Below are 16,325 nucleotides of genomic sequence, written 5' to 3' on the forward strand. Positions count from 1 at the left end.
AGAGCAAAATGGTAAATCTCAGAACCACAATGATCGCCGGAATGATCGGCCTGATTTCCGGGGTGGCACATGCCGCCGACCCCTCGATCATCGTCCAGTCCACCACGTCGACTGCCAATTCCGGGCTGTATGACTATCTGCTGCCCTCATTCAAGAAGAAGAGCGGTATCACCGTTAATGTAGTCGCGGTCGGAACCGGTCAAGCGATCAGGAATGCCCAAAATTGTGACGGTGACGTGCTGCTGGTACACGCGAAACCGGCCGAGGAAGCCTTCGTCAGAGACGGCTACGGCGTGAAACGTACCGACCTGATGTATAATGATTTTGTCATTGTCGGACCGAAAGCGGACCCGGCGGGCATCAACGGCATGAAAGACGTCACTGCCGCCCTCAAGAAAATCACGGAAGCTGCGGCACCCTTTGCCTCACGCGGGGATGATTCCGGAACACACAAGAAAGAACTCCAGCTCTGGAAAGCGGCCGGGCTGGACCCGAAAGCCGCATCCGGGAAATGGTATCGTGAAACCGGTTCCGGCATGGGGGCAACCCTGAATGCCGGCGTCGGCATGGGAGCCTATGTGATGACCGACCGGGCGACCTGGATCAGCTTCAAGAACAAGGCTGACTTTGAGATCATCGTTGAAGGCGACCGGAATCTGTTCAACCAGTACGGGGTCATTCTGGTGAACCCGGAGAAATGCCCGGAAGTGAAGCAGGCAGAGGGTCAGGCCTTTATTGACTGGCTGTTGTCAGAAGACGGCCAGAAAACCATTGGCAGCTATCAGATCGACGGCAAGAACCTGTTCTTCCCGAACGCCAAACCGGCATCCTGAAACCAGACTACAGACCGTTCAGACGGACCACGCCCAGTTCTGCGAGATCGTAACCACCGAGATCGCGGGCCTGGGCGGCAAAGTCCGGCTGACGGCAAAATGCCAGCAGGCTCTGCATCGGCGGGTCAAACCAGGCCCGCCGGTCAACCAGCAGGTCAAACCGTTCCTCAACCAGCGGAATAAAGCTCAGCCGGTGCTGACGGGCCAGACTGGCCAGCCCCAGCGCCGCATCTGCCTTGCCGTCACGCACCATCAGGACGGCATCCTGTTCACTGCGCACCGGACGGCTCATCTCCACATCCGACGCTGACAAACCCGCCTGTTTCAGCAGATGCAACAGCAGGCCCTGCGCACCGGCTTCGGGCTGGCGAGCGGCAATCTTCCGGCCAGCCAGCGACCTGATATCCGTGACCCTGCCAACCGCGGATTCCGACAGGATCAATCCGCGCTGTCGGCTGGCCCAGCCAATCAGCACCGCCTGCATTCCGGCGCAATAGGCCCCGGCTGCAACCCGGTTCCAGCTGTCACTTTCAGCGTCCAGAAGATGCAGACCGGTGGCGACACCCTGCCGGTCGGCAAAGCGCGTCAGACCATCCGTACTGGAATCAAACAACGCGGCCAGCCCGCAGCGGCTTTCCCGGATCGCCCAGTCCAGCAGAGGGTCATGACTGCCCAGCATCACCGTTGGCAGAGCCCCGGCTGTTTCCGGGCCGGAATGATGCTCTGCCAGCCAGGCAGAAATCGCCTCGCGCGGAAACAGCAGCTTACCGGTCGCCCGGGTGCAGGGCACCGTACCCGATGCGGCGAGGTCATAGACCTTGCGCTCCTTGATGCGGAGCAACTCGGCAAGTTCACTGGTTGTCAGATAATCAGACATCGGCGTGGCAGGACCAGACTGTTGAGCGTGCCCGAGTCTGGCAAATAGACTGTCCGACAGCAAGGCGCCCGGTCACCGGAGGCACAAAACAGGAAAGCCCCGGACAAAGTGACGTCCGGGGCTTTCACCAGCCCGCCTGTCCGGCGGGTCATAGACCCTGATCATGATCAGGCGCGGTTATTTTGCTGTGATAACACTCATCACAAGTTTGCCGTCGACCTTCACCGGCCCGTCTTCCTTGGCACCAAGGCTGTATTCGAAAATACCGGTTTTACTGCCGCCATTTTCGCCATGCAGCATCAGCATCAGCATTTCGCCCTTTTTCACCGGCTCGGTCAGAATAGCCGCAATATCGGTATTCTTGCCCATCTTGAGCGGGGCGTGACCAACAACCGGCCCCGGTTTTTTCGAGGCGTCGGTGCGATGGACAACCAGCCAGCCATTCGCATCAGCCATGATTTCGGAAGCGGTCACTGTCCCGGAGGAAACATCCTGGTCCGAGGCTTTGACAGCAAGCGCGTGATCAGCAGCATGCGCCGCACCGATAAGGGAGGTGGCGGTCGCGATGGTGATAAAGAATTTCTTGTTCAGCATGGATAAACTCCGTTTTCACATGTCAGTTTCAGCCCTGTGGAACGAGGTACGGCACAGATGTGCCATCTCCCCCGTTGCAGGCCAGCCCGCTTTGCGAACCTGATGAAGATACGGGGCTGTATTGACGGAGTTTCAGAAACCCGGAAAAATTTTGTTCCGGATCGTTCCCGGCAGACCGGGGCAGGCTTTAATTCGATGCTGGCAGCAGGTGTCCGTGCAGGGCCGGGCCTGTCGGTTTGCCGGTGGGAGAACCGCCGGGCGGCTCGATACTGATACCGAAAGTCGCCGACATGATCGATTCTCGTGTCAGTTCGGGCAGGCGTTTGCGGGTCGGGTTTTCGGGACCGGCCAGCAAGCCCAGAGATTGCGGTCCCTCACCCAGACCGTCAGCAATCATCCAGAGTTGAAACGCCTTGTCCTCTGCGGGCCGGGCTGCAACCGGGCGGATCGTCAGTTCCCGGGTTTCCAGATTGACTGACAGCAGGAACGACGGTGCCTGATCGCCTTCCTGAAACACTGCAACGAACTGCTGGTCGACCGGAATACGGGTCGCCTCACCATAGATGACAAAAGCGGCCAGACCAGCGGCGACGGCCCAGGCGGCAATAGCCGAGCGACGCCAGCGCCCGACCCGCCGATGCAGATGTACAACGGTATGGCCACCCGTTTCCGTCGCCGGGGCTGATGGCAGACGGGCCTGAATCCGGGCGAGCAGATCCGGTGAGGGTGCGGCATCCGCAACCTGATCGAGCAACGGCGACAACCGGTTTTCCCAGTCCCGGATCGCTGCATCCAGATCCGGACTGGTCAGGCGCAGGCGCTCGACATCGGCCCGCTCACGGGCGTCGAGTGTCCCCAGCACATATTCACCTGCCAGTTCGTCGAGAGTTTCCGGTTCCATATCGCTCATGACCCAAGGCATTCACGTAATTGTACCAGGCTCCGGCGGAGCCAGGTCTTGATCGTATTCACGGGCTGCCCGTACCTGTCGGCCAGTTCCTGCCGCGACATGCCGTTCAGATAAGCCTGCCGGACCATATCGGCACGGTCGGCTTCCAGACCGTCCAGACAGGCTTCCAGCTGTCGGGCATCCTCGCTTTGTTCCATTGCGTCCAGCGCCCCCGGTGTCTCATCGGGAATTTCCGGCAGGTCGTCATCGCCACCTACAATTGACAGCTGGTGTCGCCGAACCTCATCAATCGCCCGGTTGCGGGCAATCGTCGCCATCCAGGTGATCGGGGAGGCACGCTCGCGATCAAAGCTGCCCGCACGCTCCCAGATTCTGAGATAGACCTCCTGCAGCAGATCTTCCGCCCTGTCCCGTCGGTGCAAGATACGGAGCAGGATACCGAATAGTTTCAGGGATGTGGCATCATAGAGCGCCGCAAACGCATTCCGGTCACCCGCAGCCACCTGTGCCAGCAGATCAGCAACATCGCTGACGGTCCGGCCCCTCGGCAGCAGGTCTGTCATCTTCCGCTAGTCCCGATGCAGGACAAGAGCAGTCCAGCCGTCAATCCGAAACTGCCGGACGAGGCGAAGCCCGCGGGGGCGGTAAGCGGCAAGCACCCGCTGTTCCTGATGATTGAGCAGGCCGGAAAGCACCAGATTACCGCCGGGTGCCAGACTGGTAACGATATCCCCGGCAAGACGGATCAGCGGGCGGGCCAGAATATTGGCGACCACCAGATCATAAGGTGCCGTCTCACGGATTGTCGGATGCTTCAGCCCGTCCGTTGTCAGGCAGGTCAGCAGCGGCCCGACGCCGTTCTGCCAGGCATTCTCCTGTGCGACCTCCACCGCCACCGGATCAATGTCCGAAGCGACCACCGGTCGAAGATGGCGCTTGGCCACCGCCATGCCCAGAATCGCCGTACCGCAACCCAGATCCAGTGTGTATTCGGGACGGCGTTCATGGCGCGCCAGATGGTCGATCGCCATCAGGCAGGCCCGCGTCGTTGCATGTTCGCCCGACCCGAAAGCCGCGCCCGCATCCACCTTCAGGGCGATGCTGCCAACCGGCGGGCGTTCCGCCCAGTGTGAGCCGTGAACGAAAAACCGGCCGGCCTGCATCGGCGGGAAGCTTTGCAGATTTTCCATGACCCAGTCGGTGCCGGGTATTTCTTCGGTCCTGATCTGCGGCGGGGTAATCCGGCAGGCCGCAGAAATCACCGAAAGATCCGAGATAAAGGCGCGGACATCCGGCCTGTCCTGAAAAATGCTGGTGAAGCGCCAGAGGCCGGCGACTTCATCCTTCATCATCGCCATGCTGTCAGAGGCATCCGATATAAACTCGGCAAACATGCCCTCCATACCCTCCGGCACATCAAATTCAATACGCCAGACGGCAGCATGGACAGGTTTTCGGCTCATGGTTTTTCCACAAAAGAATCGATGACTTTTTTCACGCCGGCTTTCTCAAAACTGATCTCCAGCCGGTTATCCTCAACGGAGATCACCGCGCCATACCCGAATTTCTGATGAAACACACGCTCGCCGACATCAAAAGCGGCCTGGCGTTTTGGCCGGTCCGCCACTTCCCATGCCGAAGCCTCAATGGTTTTCCCGGCAAAGGGACGGCGTGTGGCAGCCGGGTTCCAGCCCCAGCTGTTGGTCTGCCGGTCCTTGAATCCCATCCCGGACATCCGGGTAACGTGATCTTCCGGCAATTCCTCAATAAAGCGCGATGGCAGGGCGCTTTGCCACTGGTTGTAAATCCGCCGGTTGGCCGCATGGAAGATTTTCGACAGGCGCTTGGCGCGGGTAATGCCGACATAGGCAAGACGGCGTTCTTCCTCCAGCCCGGCAACACCGCTTTCATCCAGTGCACGCTGATGCGGAAACAGCCCTTCTTCCCAGCCGACCAGGAAAACCGTATCAAATTCCAGACCCTTGGCTGCATGCAGGGTCATCACCGTGACTTTTTCGATATCGCCGGATTCATCATTCTCCATCACCAGCGAGATATGTTCGAGAAAGCCTTCAATGCTCTCGAACTCATCCAGCGCCGAAACGAATTCTTTCAGGTTCTCCAGCCGTCCCGGTGCTTCCGGTGACTTGTCGAACTGCCACATCTCCGTATAGCCGCTTTCTTCCAGCACGGTCGCCGCCAGCTCGCCGGAGGGCATACCGTTCAGCAGGCTGCGCCAGCGCAGGAAATTCTCAACCAGATCTGAGAGCGTCTTTCGGGCCTTCGGCTTCAGTTCCTCGGTCTCGACAATCAGCCTTGTGGCCTCAAACAGCGGTACACCTTTGGCGCGGGCCAGCATATGGACTTCCCGCATCGTTGCCGGACCAAGCCCGCGCTTCGGCTTGTTGATGATCCGTTCATAGGCGAGGTCATCATCTGGCTGGGCAACAAGACGGAGGTAAGCAATGGCGTCGCGGACTTCCATCCGCTCATAGAACCTTGGGCCGCCAATAACCCGGTAGGGAATACCCAGCGTTATCAGCCGTTCTTCAAATTCACGGGTCTGGAAGCCTGCACGCACCAGCACGGCCATTTCAGACAGCGGGATTTTCTTGCGTTGCAGGCTCTCGATCTCGTCACAGACGGTCCGGGCTTCCTCTTCGCCATCCCAGACGCTGTGAATCTCGACCTTCTCGCCATCATCAATGTCGGTCCAGAGTGTCTTGCCAAGCCGGTCGGTGTTGTTGGCGATGACCGCCGAAGCCGCACCAAGAATATGCGGGGTCGACCGGTAGTTCCGTTCCAGCCGCACCACGGTCGGGTTCGGGAAATCCTTCTCAAACCGCAGGATGTTACCGACTTCCGCGCCGCGCCAGGAGAAAATCGACTGATCGTCATCCCCGACACAGCAGATATTCCCCTTGTTCCCGGCCAGCAGGCGAAGCCACAGATACTGAGCAACGTTGGTATCCTGATATTCATCGACCAGCAGATAGCGGAAGCGGTGACGATATTCTTCCAGCACATCCGTATGTTCGGTGAACAGGGTCAGGCAATGCAGCAGCAGGTCGCCGAAATCTGCCGCATTCAGGGTTCGCAGCCGCTCCTGATACTGGGCGTAGAGTCTGGCGATCCGTCCGTCCGCCGCTTCACCGCCATCTGTCGAGTCGCTGACCTTGTCCGGCCCCTGACCACGGTCTTTCCAGCGCTGTATCACACCCATCAGACTCTGGGCCGGCCATTTCTTGGAATCGACGCCTTCAGCTTCCATCAGCTGTTTCAGCAACCGCTGCTGATCGTCCGTATCCAGAATGGTAAAGTTGGATTTCAGTCCGATCCGTTCTGCATGGCGACGCAGAATACGGACAGACAGGGAGTGAAAAGTACCAAGCCAGAGGCCCTCGATCGGGCGGCCCAGCATCCCGGCGATACGGTCCTTCATCTCGCGGGCGGCCTTGTTGGTAAAGGTCACCGCCAGAATTTCCCCGGACCGGGCTTTCTGCGTCGTCAGCAAATGCACAAAACGGGTGGTCAGCACCCGCGTCTTGCCGGTTCCCGCACCTGCCAGCACCAGCACGCCGCCTTCCGTGGTCACAACAGCCTCCCGCTGTTCCGGATTCAAACCATCCAGATAGGCGGGAGCGACAGGAGGAGCGACACTGCCGACGGGCGGCGCATCATCGAAATCCGAGAGGGCAAAAGGATCGGTCATATCGCCTCTATAGCATGGCATTCCGGCGTGGTTAATGCCGTGACGGAGTTTATTTTCGCATAGCCCGGCGCAGACGTGGAAGGTCAGGCTATCAGCCCAAGCGACGGCTGGTCAGGCCAGAGCGACGGCACCTCCCACCATGACTGAAGAATGGTGCTGTAGAGCTGACGAAAATCCGTCGTATATCGCAGATCGCCATTCTCCAGCGATGCCAGTGACGGAGCCTGACCATGAAACCCGCCCCGGACCCGGCCACCCAGCAGGAAATGCGGGGCCGCTGTCCCGTGATCAGTACCACCGGAACCGTTTTCGGCCGCGCGGCGACCAAATTCCGAATAGGTCATTACCAGTATCCGGTCCCACAGACCCGCCGCCAGCATTGACCCCCGGAAGGCGGCCAGCGCCGCGCCGACCTCCTCCAGCAGCCTGTGCTGCGTTGAAACCTGATTAATGTGCGTATCAAATCCGCCAAGCGTCACCTTGATGACGGCAACCTGTGCCTGTCCCGCAATGACCCGCGCCGCCAGTTCAAGCTGCTGACCAAGCCCGGTCTTCGGGAAGGCAAGGCCCGGGGCTGTTGCAGCAATGCCGTCACCGGCCAAACCTGCCGCCGCACGGTCGATCTCTGCCTGCACCCGGACAATATGCTGCAGGACAGGGTTTGATCCGGCTTCTGCCGACAGTGCCGGACTGCGTTTTGCATCCCTGACAAACCGACCGGGGTTGCGCAGTTCAACAAACCGCTTCGCACCGGCCAGCGGTCCGGCTCCGTCATGCCCCAGCACCAGCCCTTCTGTCGTAAAATCGCCGGGCGGCGCTTCCCGGCTGAACAGCTGTGCCAGCCAGCCCTGTGTCAGCACCTCGGCAGAATCAGATGCCGTGTCCCAGATATCGATGGACCGGAAATGACTGCGGTCCGGATCGGGATAACCGACACCCTGCACCACCGCCAGGTCCCCGTCCCGCCAGGCCGGCATCAGTGATGCCAGCGCCGTATTCAGGCCAAACCGTTCATCCAGCCGGGCCAGCCGGTCGCCGGACAGGGCAATACCGGGGCGAAGCTGGCGATAAAGCGGGTCAGTCTGCGGAACGATCATGTTCAGCCCGTCATTGCCGCCCGCCAGTTCGACCAGCACCAGAATCCGCGACCAGTTCCCTGCCAGAGCCATCCGCGGACTGAGCGCCAGTAAGGGAAGCACCCCCATACCGGCCAGCAGATGTCGACGACTGATATCCATCATTGCCTCACTTCAGCTGAAAGACCGGGTCGGACAAAGTCATCGTCAGCAGCTTCACCCGGGAGGCGTCTGCCGGAACTGGCGTCAGTGGCGGCACCGGCAGCAGCAGCCGGACCAGTTCGGCCTTTGACAGATCACTTTCCACCAGTTCCGTCAGGCGCTGCCGCCCTGCCATCCTGTTTCTGCCAGCCCCCATACTGAAACGTCGTATCAGGTCCTGTCGTGTCAGCAGGGTCGTGCTGTTGATCCAGTCAGTCCCGCCATCCCAGCCTTTTACCGTCGGCGGGTCGAAAATATCCTGCCCCAGTTCCCGGCCCATCCGCACCAGTGGCTCCGTACTCTCCGGAACCAGCCCGAACAGGCGGATGGTTCCGACCAGTATCTCCACCGGCGATTTCACCAGCATGCCGCGATGCCGGAGATCATAGAAACCATCCGACGTCAGAAGATGGCGGAGCGCCGCCGTGATGGAATAGCCGGAGCGGCGGAGGGTTCCGGCAATCGCTTCGATCTCCTGCAAATCCGGCTCCGCTGAGACAAACTCGCGCCAGAGCTTCGCCGCGATGAAGCGGGCCGCTGCCGGTTGCTGAAAGACAATATCAAGGACCTCATCAACCGAGAAGCTGCCGGATTGTCCGAAAACGGTTTTGATGCCGTCATCATGCAGCTTGCGGCTCTGCCGGACCACACCCTGTTGCTGGTTATACCGGACACCGGAGAACGCCCGGGCGGCCTCCCGGATATCCCTTTCCGTATAATTGCCCGGACCAAGGGTAAACAGCTCGAACAGTTCCCGGGCAAAATTCTCGTTCGGAGCGTCCGCACTGTTCCGGTTGCCGTCGAGATAGATCAGCATTGCCGGATCACGGGCGATCATCCGGGCCAGTTCCCGGAAATCGCCAAACGCCCCGGCACGTAACAGCAGGTTTTGCCGATAGAGGAAAACCGGTTCCCTGACTTTCTTCAGCGATGAAGTGAAATGGTTATGCCAGAACAGCGTCATCCGTTCTGTAAAGGGGGAGGGTGTGACCACCATCTCCTGATACCACCAGCCTTTCAGCATTTCGCCCCGGCGCTTGCGCTGTTGCTGCAGCAACTGCCGTTCCTGCCCGGTCATGTCCCGGCGTTCAGCACCCGTTACCGGCCTGTCATCAACCCAGACAGGCGGCGGCGTGACCGGCTGGCGAAGGACTGACGATAACAACCGGTCAACGGCTTCCTGCCGGCTGAGCGACGCATAGTCCCGGATATCGGTAATTGTTGCCACACCAAAGCCGGTGCGGGACAGCAGATGCCGGGCCTCGGAAAGGCCCATGGCCCGGGAAGATGAATCTGCCTGCGGCCGTGTGACACAGGACAGCAAAATCAGGGAGCAGATCAGCACCCCCGGCCATCCCCATGCAACGCGAACGCCGCTCAACATGATTGACTGGTCCTCAGGCCCGGCCCTTGTCTTCCGCACGCAACCGGCGGAGAGCCGCATTATAACTGTTCAGCACATCCAGTTCGTGAACAAAACCGACAACTTCCTGAGAGTCCTCATCAGCGATCACCGGCAAATGCTCCTCCCCGGTATCCTCCATAATCTTCAGGGCCGCCTCAATATCTTCATCGGCGCAAAGTGCAGGGGGGTGCTGCCGGGCCACATCGCCTGCATTGACGATCCCGTCGATGGAATGATCGAAAGCCACTTCCTGCAGATCAGACAGCATGATCGTACCGAACAGCCGGTCCTTGTCATCAATGACAAACAGCTCGCCATGCGGGGCAACACAAAGCAGACCGCGTACCTGCTCGATATCGGCGGAGGTATGGACGGTCACAAAATCCGACTTCATGATATCACGGACATGGGTCGATTTGACCATCCGCCGTTCACGGCCACCTTCCAGACTGATGCCTTTACGCACCAGCATCATTTCGAAGAAGCTGCGGCCATGGAACTGATCAGTCACCACCGAGGCAATCACCGAGCCGACCAGCACGGCAATGGTGATTGAGTAATCCCCCGTCATCTCGAAGATAATCAGGGTGGTGGAAATCGGCGCGCCCAGCACGGCACTTGCCGTCGCCCCCATACCAACCAGCGTATAGGCACCATGCCCCGATGACAGATGCGGAAAAAAGTCGGTCGCGATGACACCGAAGGCCCCGCCCAGCATCGCCCCCATCACCAGCGCTGGGGAGAACACACCACCTCCGAAACCGCAGCCCAGGCTGATCGCAGTTGCTGCTGTCTTTGCCACCAGCACCGCAATCAAAAGCCACAGACCAAGCCGGTCATTCAGAGCCAGATCCGTCGTCTCGTAGCCAACACCCAGCACATGGGGAAACCAGATGGCAATCAGGCCAACCGCGGCCCCACCGGCTGCCGGACGCAGCCAGACCGGGATCGAGGTTTTCTTCACCACATCTTCTGCAATGGTGACCGATTTCATGAAACTGATCGCCAATATCGCACTGCAAATACCCAGCAGGGCAAAGGCCGGAAATTCCCAGAACGACCGGATATCGTAAATCGGCAGCACAAAGGCCGGGAAATCGCCGAACCAGCTACGCGTCACCAGCGTTCCGGTAACACTGGCGATGACCACCGGTGCGAAAGCGCGCAGGGCATAATGTCCGACGACGACTTCATGGGCGAACAGGGCCCCCGCCAGCGGCGCGTTGAAACTGGCCGCAACAGCGGACGCCACCCCGCAGCCCAGCAGGGTGCGCATATTTGTCCGTCGCAGCCGCAACCGCTTTGAAATAACCGAGGCCAGAACCGCACCAAGATGTACTGCCGGACCTTCCCGGCCTACGGAAGCGCCCGAGCCAATCGACACAACACTGGCAAAAAATGCCGCAATGCCCGCTTTTCCGGTCATCTGGCCGTCTTTCAGGGCGGCGGCTTCCACGACATCCGTCACCGCCTGCGGACCCGATTTCGGCATGACATACTTAAAGAACAGACCGATGGTCAGCCCGCCCAGAATCGGGGTGATCAGGATACGCCACCAGGGAAGATCCTGGGCAAAACTGACGACCTGCTCTGTCGAAAACCCCATGTAAAGCCACTGGACAAGAGCAATCGCTTCACGCAGGGCAACAGCCCCCGCAGCAGCCGCGCCGCCGACAAGAAGCGCCAGCGCCGCCATGACAAGTTGATCGTTTCGAAAGAAACGTCGCAACAGAATCAGGCTATATCCAGGCTTCCAGCGCACTATATCGGCTCCCGCGCCGGTGATGAATTCTTAGCAGTTAACAGTAAGGCGATGAAAAAACCCTTAGCGACGATCAGGCACTGTCCTTGAGATCAAGGGCACCTTCGTCCAGATCAACTTCAGATTTGACCTGATTGCGACCGCTGTGCTTGGCGAGATACAGCGCCTCGTCCGCACGCTGGATCCACTGCGATAACGGTTCACCATAACGGTACTTTGCCGCCCCGAGAGACAGGGTAATCGTGCCGAGATCGGTTCCGTTCTTCCGGTTCACCATCTTCTTGGAGGCCAGACGTTCCCGAAGCTGATTACCAACCTTGATCGCCTCATCCAGCTTGGTTTTCGGCAGGATGATACCGAACTCTTCCCCGCCATACCGGGCCGCCGTGTCCTGTCCCTTGACGCATTCGGTCATGGTACGGGCCACCAGCTTCAGCACCTGGTCGCCCATCTGATGGCCGTGGGTATCATTGAATTTCTTGAAGAAGTCGATATCCGACATCAGCAGACAAAGATCGGTTCCCGCTTCCATTGCCTGTCCGGCTTCATCCCGGATAGTCGCATCAAACAGCTTGCGGTTGGCAATACCGGTCAGGGCATCGGTCATCGCTTCCTTGCGCATATTGATCAGATCCGCCTTCAGCTGCCGGATTTCCTGACTTGATGCACTCAGCTCGGTTTCAAGCTGATCATTCACTTCCTTCATCTGGCGGGTTTCGCTCAGAATGTTGGAAACCATCTTTTTGACATCGCCGTCTGATCCCTTGGCCAGCCCACCGGAGAAATTCTCCAGCGCTTCGCCATAGCGCTCGGCCCCTTCGGTGCTCTGCCCCATCTGGGTCGCCAGCTGAGCCATCATGGTTTCAAACTTCTTCGCTGCCGTATTCAGACGGTCGGATTCTTTCTGGAAGCTGAAGAATTTTGAATGCAGTTCATCATTCACCCGCGCATTGAATTCGCGCTCGTTGCTGATCAGGACATCAATGGTGCGTTTCAGGTCGGGGAACTTTTCCGAGACATAACAGTACCACACCATAAAATTCGACGGGGTTTTGGGCACGCCAAGCTGTTCCATCCGGGCAAGCGCCTGCCCGGAATATTCTTCCGCCTGTTCAAGACTATCGGAGAATTCCACCTCTATCTGGCCCCCATCTTAATATATTTCCCAGAACCCCACGATTCCCCATCCCCTAGATTACGCCATGTAACCGTGAGGCCAAGCCTCTTTTCAATCGACGCGGGCAGCGTCAGCCCGGCTTAAGACCAATATGTCGCCCGGCCTTTCCCGGCCAGGGGATTTCCCTGTGTGTCACATGAAGTTGTTGCAGTTTTTCAGCCGGCTTTCCTGACCAGTCGACACTGCGGCGGCGTTCAAGATCAACATGTACGACGATGATGTCCGTCGATGCCGCGAGATAGCCGTCCCCTGCATGATACATCTGATGAAACAGGTGAACCCGTTTCTCGTTCAGGCCGAGAATCTGGGTTGTCACCGACAGCGACGCGCCCTCCCGCAATTCGCGCAGATAGTTGACATGCGTCTCCGAAACAAAGACCGAACAGTTCGTCGCCAGCCGGTAGCTTTCATCAATTCCGACATGATCAAGAAACGTATCTGTCGCGTGATCAAAGGCGAGAACGTAATACGCCACATTCATGTGGCCATTGTAATCGATCCATTCGGGTTGCACCTTCGCGCGGTGCAGATTGAAAAGCTGGTTATCTGTCATGTCGGCAGAGTATCAATTCAGTCTGTTCAGGCACAGGCCAAATCCACCGGCCTGATGACAGGAGGACGGGACCATTCTGCGAATTCTGGGCTTCATGGGCGTACATGCCGCCCGGTTTCTGGCCGTCGGCGTTTTCATCGGACTGCTGTTTCCGCCCGTTGCCGCGCTTCTGAAACCCTTGCTGGCACCTGCCGTGGCGTTGCTGCTGTCTGTTGCCATGGTCCGGATTGACTGGAGTCAGGTGCTGATCCACGGGCGGCGGCTGCGGCTCAGCCTTTCAGTCCTGCTCTGGCTGACCGTCATTTCCCCGGTGGTCACCTGGGTTATCTGCCGGGCGATTGATCTGCCACCCGCCTTCACCACCGCGCTGGTTCTGATGGCCGCCGCGCCGCCGGTTACATCATCAATTGCGATTGCCCTGATCTCCCGGCTGGATGCAGCACTGGTTCTGCTGGGCACCCTGTCCGCCACCCTGATTGTCCCGCTGACCCTGCCACCCTTATCGCTGGAACTGCTGGGCCTGCCGATTGAACTGTCCGTTCTAGAACTGTCCGGACGCCTCGCACTGATGGTCGGCAGCGCGCTGGCCGGCTCCCTCATCATCAGACGCCTGCTCGGCAAAGAAGGTCTGGCACGCCATGCCGAGGCACTGGACGGGGTGACGGTGGTGCTGATGCTGACATTCGGAATTGCCATCATGGACGGAGTCACCAACGCTGCCTTCGCTGACCCGCTTTTCGTCATTTACTGTGTGGCGATCTCCTTCATTGCCAATATCGGTCTGCAACTCATCGGTGCCGCCAGCTTCTTCTGGCTTGGATGGCGGGGTGCAATTTCCATGGCGCTGCCGTCCGGCAATCGCAACATGGGGCTGCTGCTGTCCGTGCTCGGCAGCACCGCAGCCCCGGAGTCAGCCCTGTACTTCGCTATCGGGCAGCTGCCGATTTACATGCTGCCCGCCATCCTTGCCCCGATCTATCGCCGCGCCGCTCAGCGGTAGACGATCTCCTGACTGTAAGGCGTCAGCAGCTCATATCCGGTTTCGGTCACACGGATACATTCACTGAACACGACGCCGCCCTCGCCCGGATATTTGATATCCGGAATCAGGTGAAACACCATGTTCGGCTCCAGCACCAACGGATCACCTTCACGCAGCGAGGCAATGCGGCCTTCGCCCCAGTCCGGCGGGAAACCGATACCGATGGCATAACCGGTACGATGACGGAAGCCCTCTGCAAACCCGGCTTTCTCGATCACATCGCGGGCGGCCTTGTCGACATCACCGGAGGTCGCACCCGGCTTGATCGCCGCCAGACCGGCATTCAGTGAATCGCGCGACGCCAGCGCCATATCCACCCAGCGCTGATCCGGTTTGCCGATAATTGCCGTGCGCGACAGCATCGCGTTGTAACGCTCATAGGTGCCGCCTGCCTCAATATAGAAGACATCATTATCGCGGATCGGGCGGCGCTTGGCGCATTCAAAGGCCGTGCCCGCAGCAATGCCGGTCACAAACTGGGCAGAATGCCCGAGATATTCACTGCCTGCCTTGTGCAGTCCGTAATGACCGGCTGCCGATACATCATTATCGGTCGCGCCCGGCCGGATCGCATCCATCGCCGCAGTCATTGAGGCCGCACAGCATTCACCGGCCCGCCTGATATAGGCCACTTCAGCGTCCGACTTGATCATCCGGACCTGCTCGACAATGCCGGAGCAGTCAACCGGTTCACGGCCCAGACGGGCAACCAGGTCGCGGTACTGTTTTACCGAGAAGAACCAGGCATCGTCCTGGCTGGCGATACGCGCATTCTGCAGACCGTATTTTTCCAGACAGCGCCAGGTGGCATCAAAAACGTTCTCCGTATCCTGATAGCCTTCGACATTGTCGAACCAGGCCATGATCCGGACCGTATCCGTATTCAGATAGCGGGTCAGGATGAAGGGCTCGCCATCAACCGGCAGGAACATCATCTGGAAGGTGAAGTAACCGAGCGAATGATACCCGGAGAGATAATAGATGTTCTCCGGCGAGGTCAGCAGCAGAACGTCAACGCCTGCTTCCTGCATCCGTCGGCGAACGGCATCATTGCGCGCCCTGAATTCCTCAACAGAGAAGGGCAGTGGATACAGATCTTCCATGGTCGTCATGATGGCTCCTTTAACTTACTGACTGGACTAGATTTGACTTCAAAAAACAGGCGGGACTTCAGGATACGCGGGACCTCTTGGACTTGTAGACATCAATCGCGGCGGAAATATCCGTCGCAAAGGCAGCTTTTTCCCGGTCCGGGTGAAAGGCTGCCTGAATTGCCTGTGATACCGGCAACAGCAGCTTCAGGTCTTTCGGGGGCGGATTGCGCCAGTCGTTCCGGACCGCCGTCGCAACCCGGATCAGGGTCAGGGCCAGTTCCGAGATATGCTCGAATTCGGTGCCTTCCATCCGGCGGCTGAGATCACGCGCCGCATCCAGCATGCTGGTCAGATGCTCTTCGATCTCCTCATCAATATTGCCTTTCTGATAGGCGTCCATGACAAGACGGACCTGCATCGCCCCCTGAAACGATAACCGTTCCATCTTCTGTTCATTGATGACCCGAACCGTGGCATCAATTTTTTCCTGCACCTCTTCGAGGCTCTCTTCACCCGTCGCCTTGGCAGCGAGAACATTCGGCACCACCGTCAGCGGCACATTTGAATCCCGGTCTTCCTGCTTGCGCCGGTCCGGGCCGATATAATCAGAGGTAACGACAAACGGTTTGCGGGCGCGGATCAGGACACGAATCCGGTCTTTCAGCTGCTGGACAGAAATCGGCTTGGCCAGCAGCTCGTCAGCGCCTGATTCCACCACCGCCCGCACGATATCCTTGCTGGCTTCCCAGGTGGTGCAGATGATCGGCACAAACGGGTTCGACCCGACCCAGTTATGACGAATCTGATTGATCAACTGGCAGATTTCACCTGGCGGCAAATCGACATCAACAATCGCCAGATCCGGGATCGATTTCGTCCAGTCCTCGCGAAATTCCTCTGCGGTCTTCGGTGAGCGAATATCGCGGATACCGATATCCTGCAGCGCAGAGCGAACCATCGATCTTACGGGGTCCGACGGTTCTGCCAGCAGCACGCTGACCTCGCCGAAGCCCATTTTGGAAAGATCATTAGTTTCCAGCACCATAACGCCCGGTCAACCCACAGTCATTCACCCCATGAGAAGTACCA

General features: G+C 58.9%; 15 protein-coding genes. 2 read left to right on the forward strand and 13 right to left on the reverse strand.

Annotated features, from left to right (window positions below):
• Positions 1-8 precede the first annotated feature (8 nt).
• Entirely contained in the window at positions 9-833 is an 825-nt protein-coding gene (locus GH722_05890) for an extracellular solute-binding protein (protein ID MRG71289.1), read from the forward strand.
• Between the two features lie 7 nt (positions 834-840).
• On the opposite strand, the gene GH722_05895 is transcribed toward GH722_05890, so the two are convergent.
• The 11 genes from GH722_05895 to GH722_05945 all read right to left on the reverse strand — a co-directional run bounded on the left by GH722_05895 (position 841) and on the right by GH722_05945 (position 13,100).
• Positions 841-1,710, reverse strand: coding sequence for a helix-turn-helix domain-containing protein (locus GH722_05895; GenBank protein ID MRG71290.1), 870 nt, complete (start codon positions 1,708-1,710; stop codon positions 841-843).
• A 177-nt stretch (positions 1,711-1,887) separates the two neighbouring features.
• Complete coding sequence (locus GH722_05900; protein ID MRG71291.1) at positions 1,888-2,304, reverse strand: hypothetical protein; 417 nt, start codon at positions 2,302-2,304, stop codon at positions 1,888-1,890.
• 187 nt (positions 2,305-2,491) lie between these two features.
• Positions 2,492-3,226 (reverse strand): hypothetical protein, encoded by a 735-nt coding sequence (locus GH722_05905; GenBank protein MRG71292.1) that lies wholly within the window; start codon positions 3,224-3,226, stop codon positions 2,492-2,494.
• Complete coding sequence (locus tag GH722_05910; protein MRG71293.1) at positions 3,211-3,777, reverse strand: sigma-70 family RNA polymerase sigma factor; 567 nt, start codon at positions 3,775-3,777, stop codon at positions 3,211-3,213. The genes GH722_05905 and GH722_05910 overlap by 16 nt, the downstream gene beginning before the upstream one ends.
• Positions 3,778-3,783: 6 nt before the next feature.
• A complete protein-coding gene (locus GH722_05915) occupies positions 3,784-4,677 on the reverse strand; it encodes a 50S ribosomal protein L11 methyltransferase (protein ID MRG71294.1) in 894 nt (297 codons plus the stop codon).
• Entirely contained in the window at positions 4,674-6,926 is a 2,253-nt protein-coding gene (locus GH722_05920) for an AAA family ATPase (GenBank protein MRG71295.1), read from the reverse strand. Before GH722_05920 ends, GH722_05915 begins: the two co-directional genes overlap by 4 nt.
• 83 nt (positions 6,927-7,009) lie before the next feature.
• Complete coding sequence (locus tag GH722_05925; protein ID MRG71296.1) at positions 7,010-8,167, reverse strand: DUF1501 domain-containing protein; 1,158 nt, start codon at positions 8,165-8,167, stop codon at positions 7,010-7,012.
• 4 nt (positions 8,168-8,171) lie between these two features.
• Complete coding sequence (locus GH722_05930; GenBank protein MRG71297.1) at positions 8,172-9,647, reverse strand: DUF1800 family protein; 1,476 nt, start codon at positions 9,645-9,647, stop codon at positions 8,172-8,174.
• A complete protein-coding gene (locus GH722_05935) occupies positions 9,601-11,304 on the reverse strand; it encodes a CBS domain-containing protein (GenBank protein MRG71298.1) in 1,704 nt (567 codons plus the stop codon). The genes GH722_05930 and GH722_05935 overlap by 47 nt, the downstream gene beginning before the upstream one ends.
• A gap of 139 nt (positions 11,305-11,443) precedes the next feature.
• On the reverse strand, positions 11,444-12,505 hold the full coding sequence (locus GH722_05940; GenBank protein MRG71299.1) for a diguanylate cyclase: 1,062 nt from the start codon (positions 12,503-12,505) through the stop codon (positions 11,444-11,446).
• A 112-nt stretch (positions 12,506-12,617) separates the two neighbouring features.
• Positions 12,618-13,100 (reverse strand): thioesterase-like protein, encoded by a 483-nt coding sequence (locus GH722_05945; GenBank protein MRG71300.1) that lies wholly within the window; start codon positions 13,098-13,100, stop codon positions 12,618-12,620.
• 94 nt (positions 13,101-13,194) lie between these two features.
• Here GH722_05945 and GH722_05950 point away from each other — a divergent pair, with 94 nt between their 5' ends.
• Positions 13,195-14,100: a hypothetical protein gene (locus GH722_05950; protein ID MRG71301.1), complete on the forward strand. Its 906-nt coding sequence runs from the start codon at positions 13,195-13,197 to the stop codon at positions 14,098-14,100.
• Here the strand turns inward: GH722_05950 and GH722_05955 are convergent.
• Positions 14,091-15,254, reverse strand: coding sequence for a M24 family metallopeptidase (locus GH722_05955; protein ID MRG71302.1), 1,164 nt, complete (start codon positions 15,252-15,254; stop codon positions 14,091-14,093). The two genes, GH722_05950 and GH722_05955, sit on opposite strands and share 10 nt — an antisense overlap.
• A 58-nt stretch (positions 15,255-15,312) precedes the next feature.
• Complete coding sequence (locus GH722_05960; protein MRG71303.1) at positions 15,313-16,281, reverse strand: response regulator; 969 nt, start codon at positions 16,279-16,281, stop codon at positions 15,313-15,315.
• Between the last annotated feature and the right edge of the window lie 44 nt (positions 16,282-16,325).

Source organism: Alphaproteobacteria bacterium HT1-32, assembly GCA_009649675.1.
Lineage (GTDB): Bacteria > Pseudomonadota > Alphaproteobacteria > Rhodospirillales > HT1-32 > HT1-32.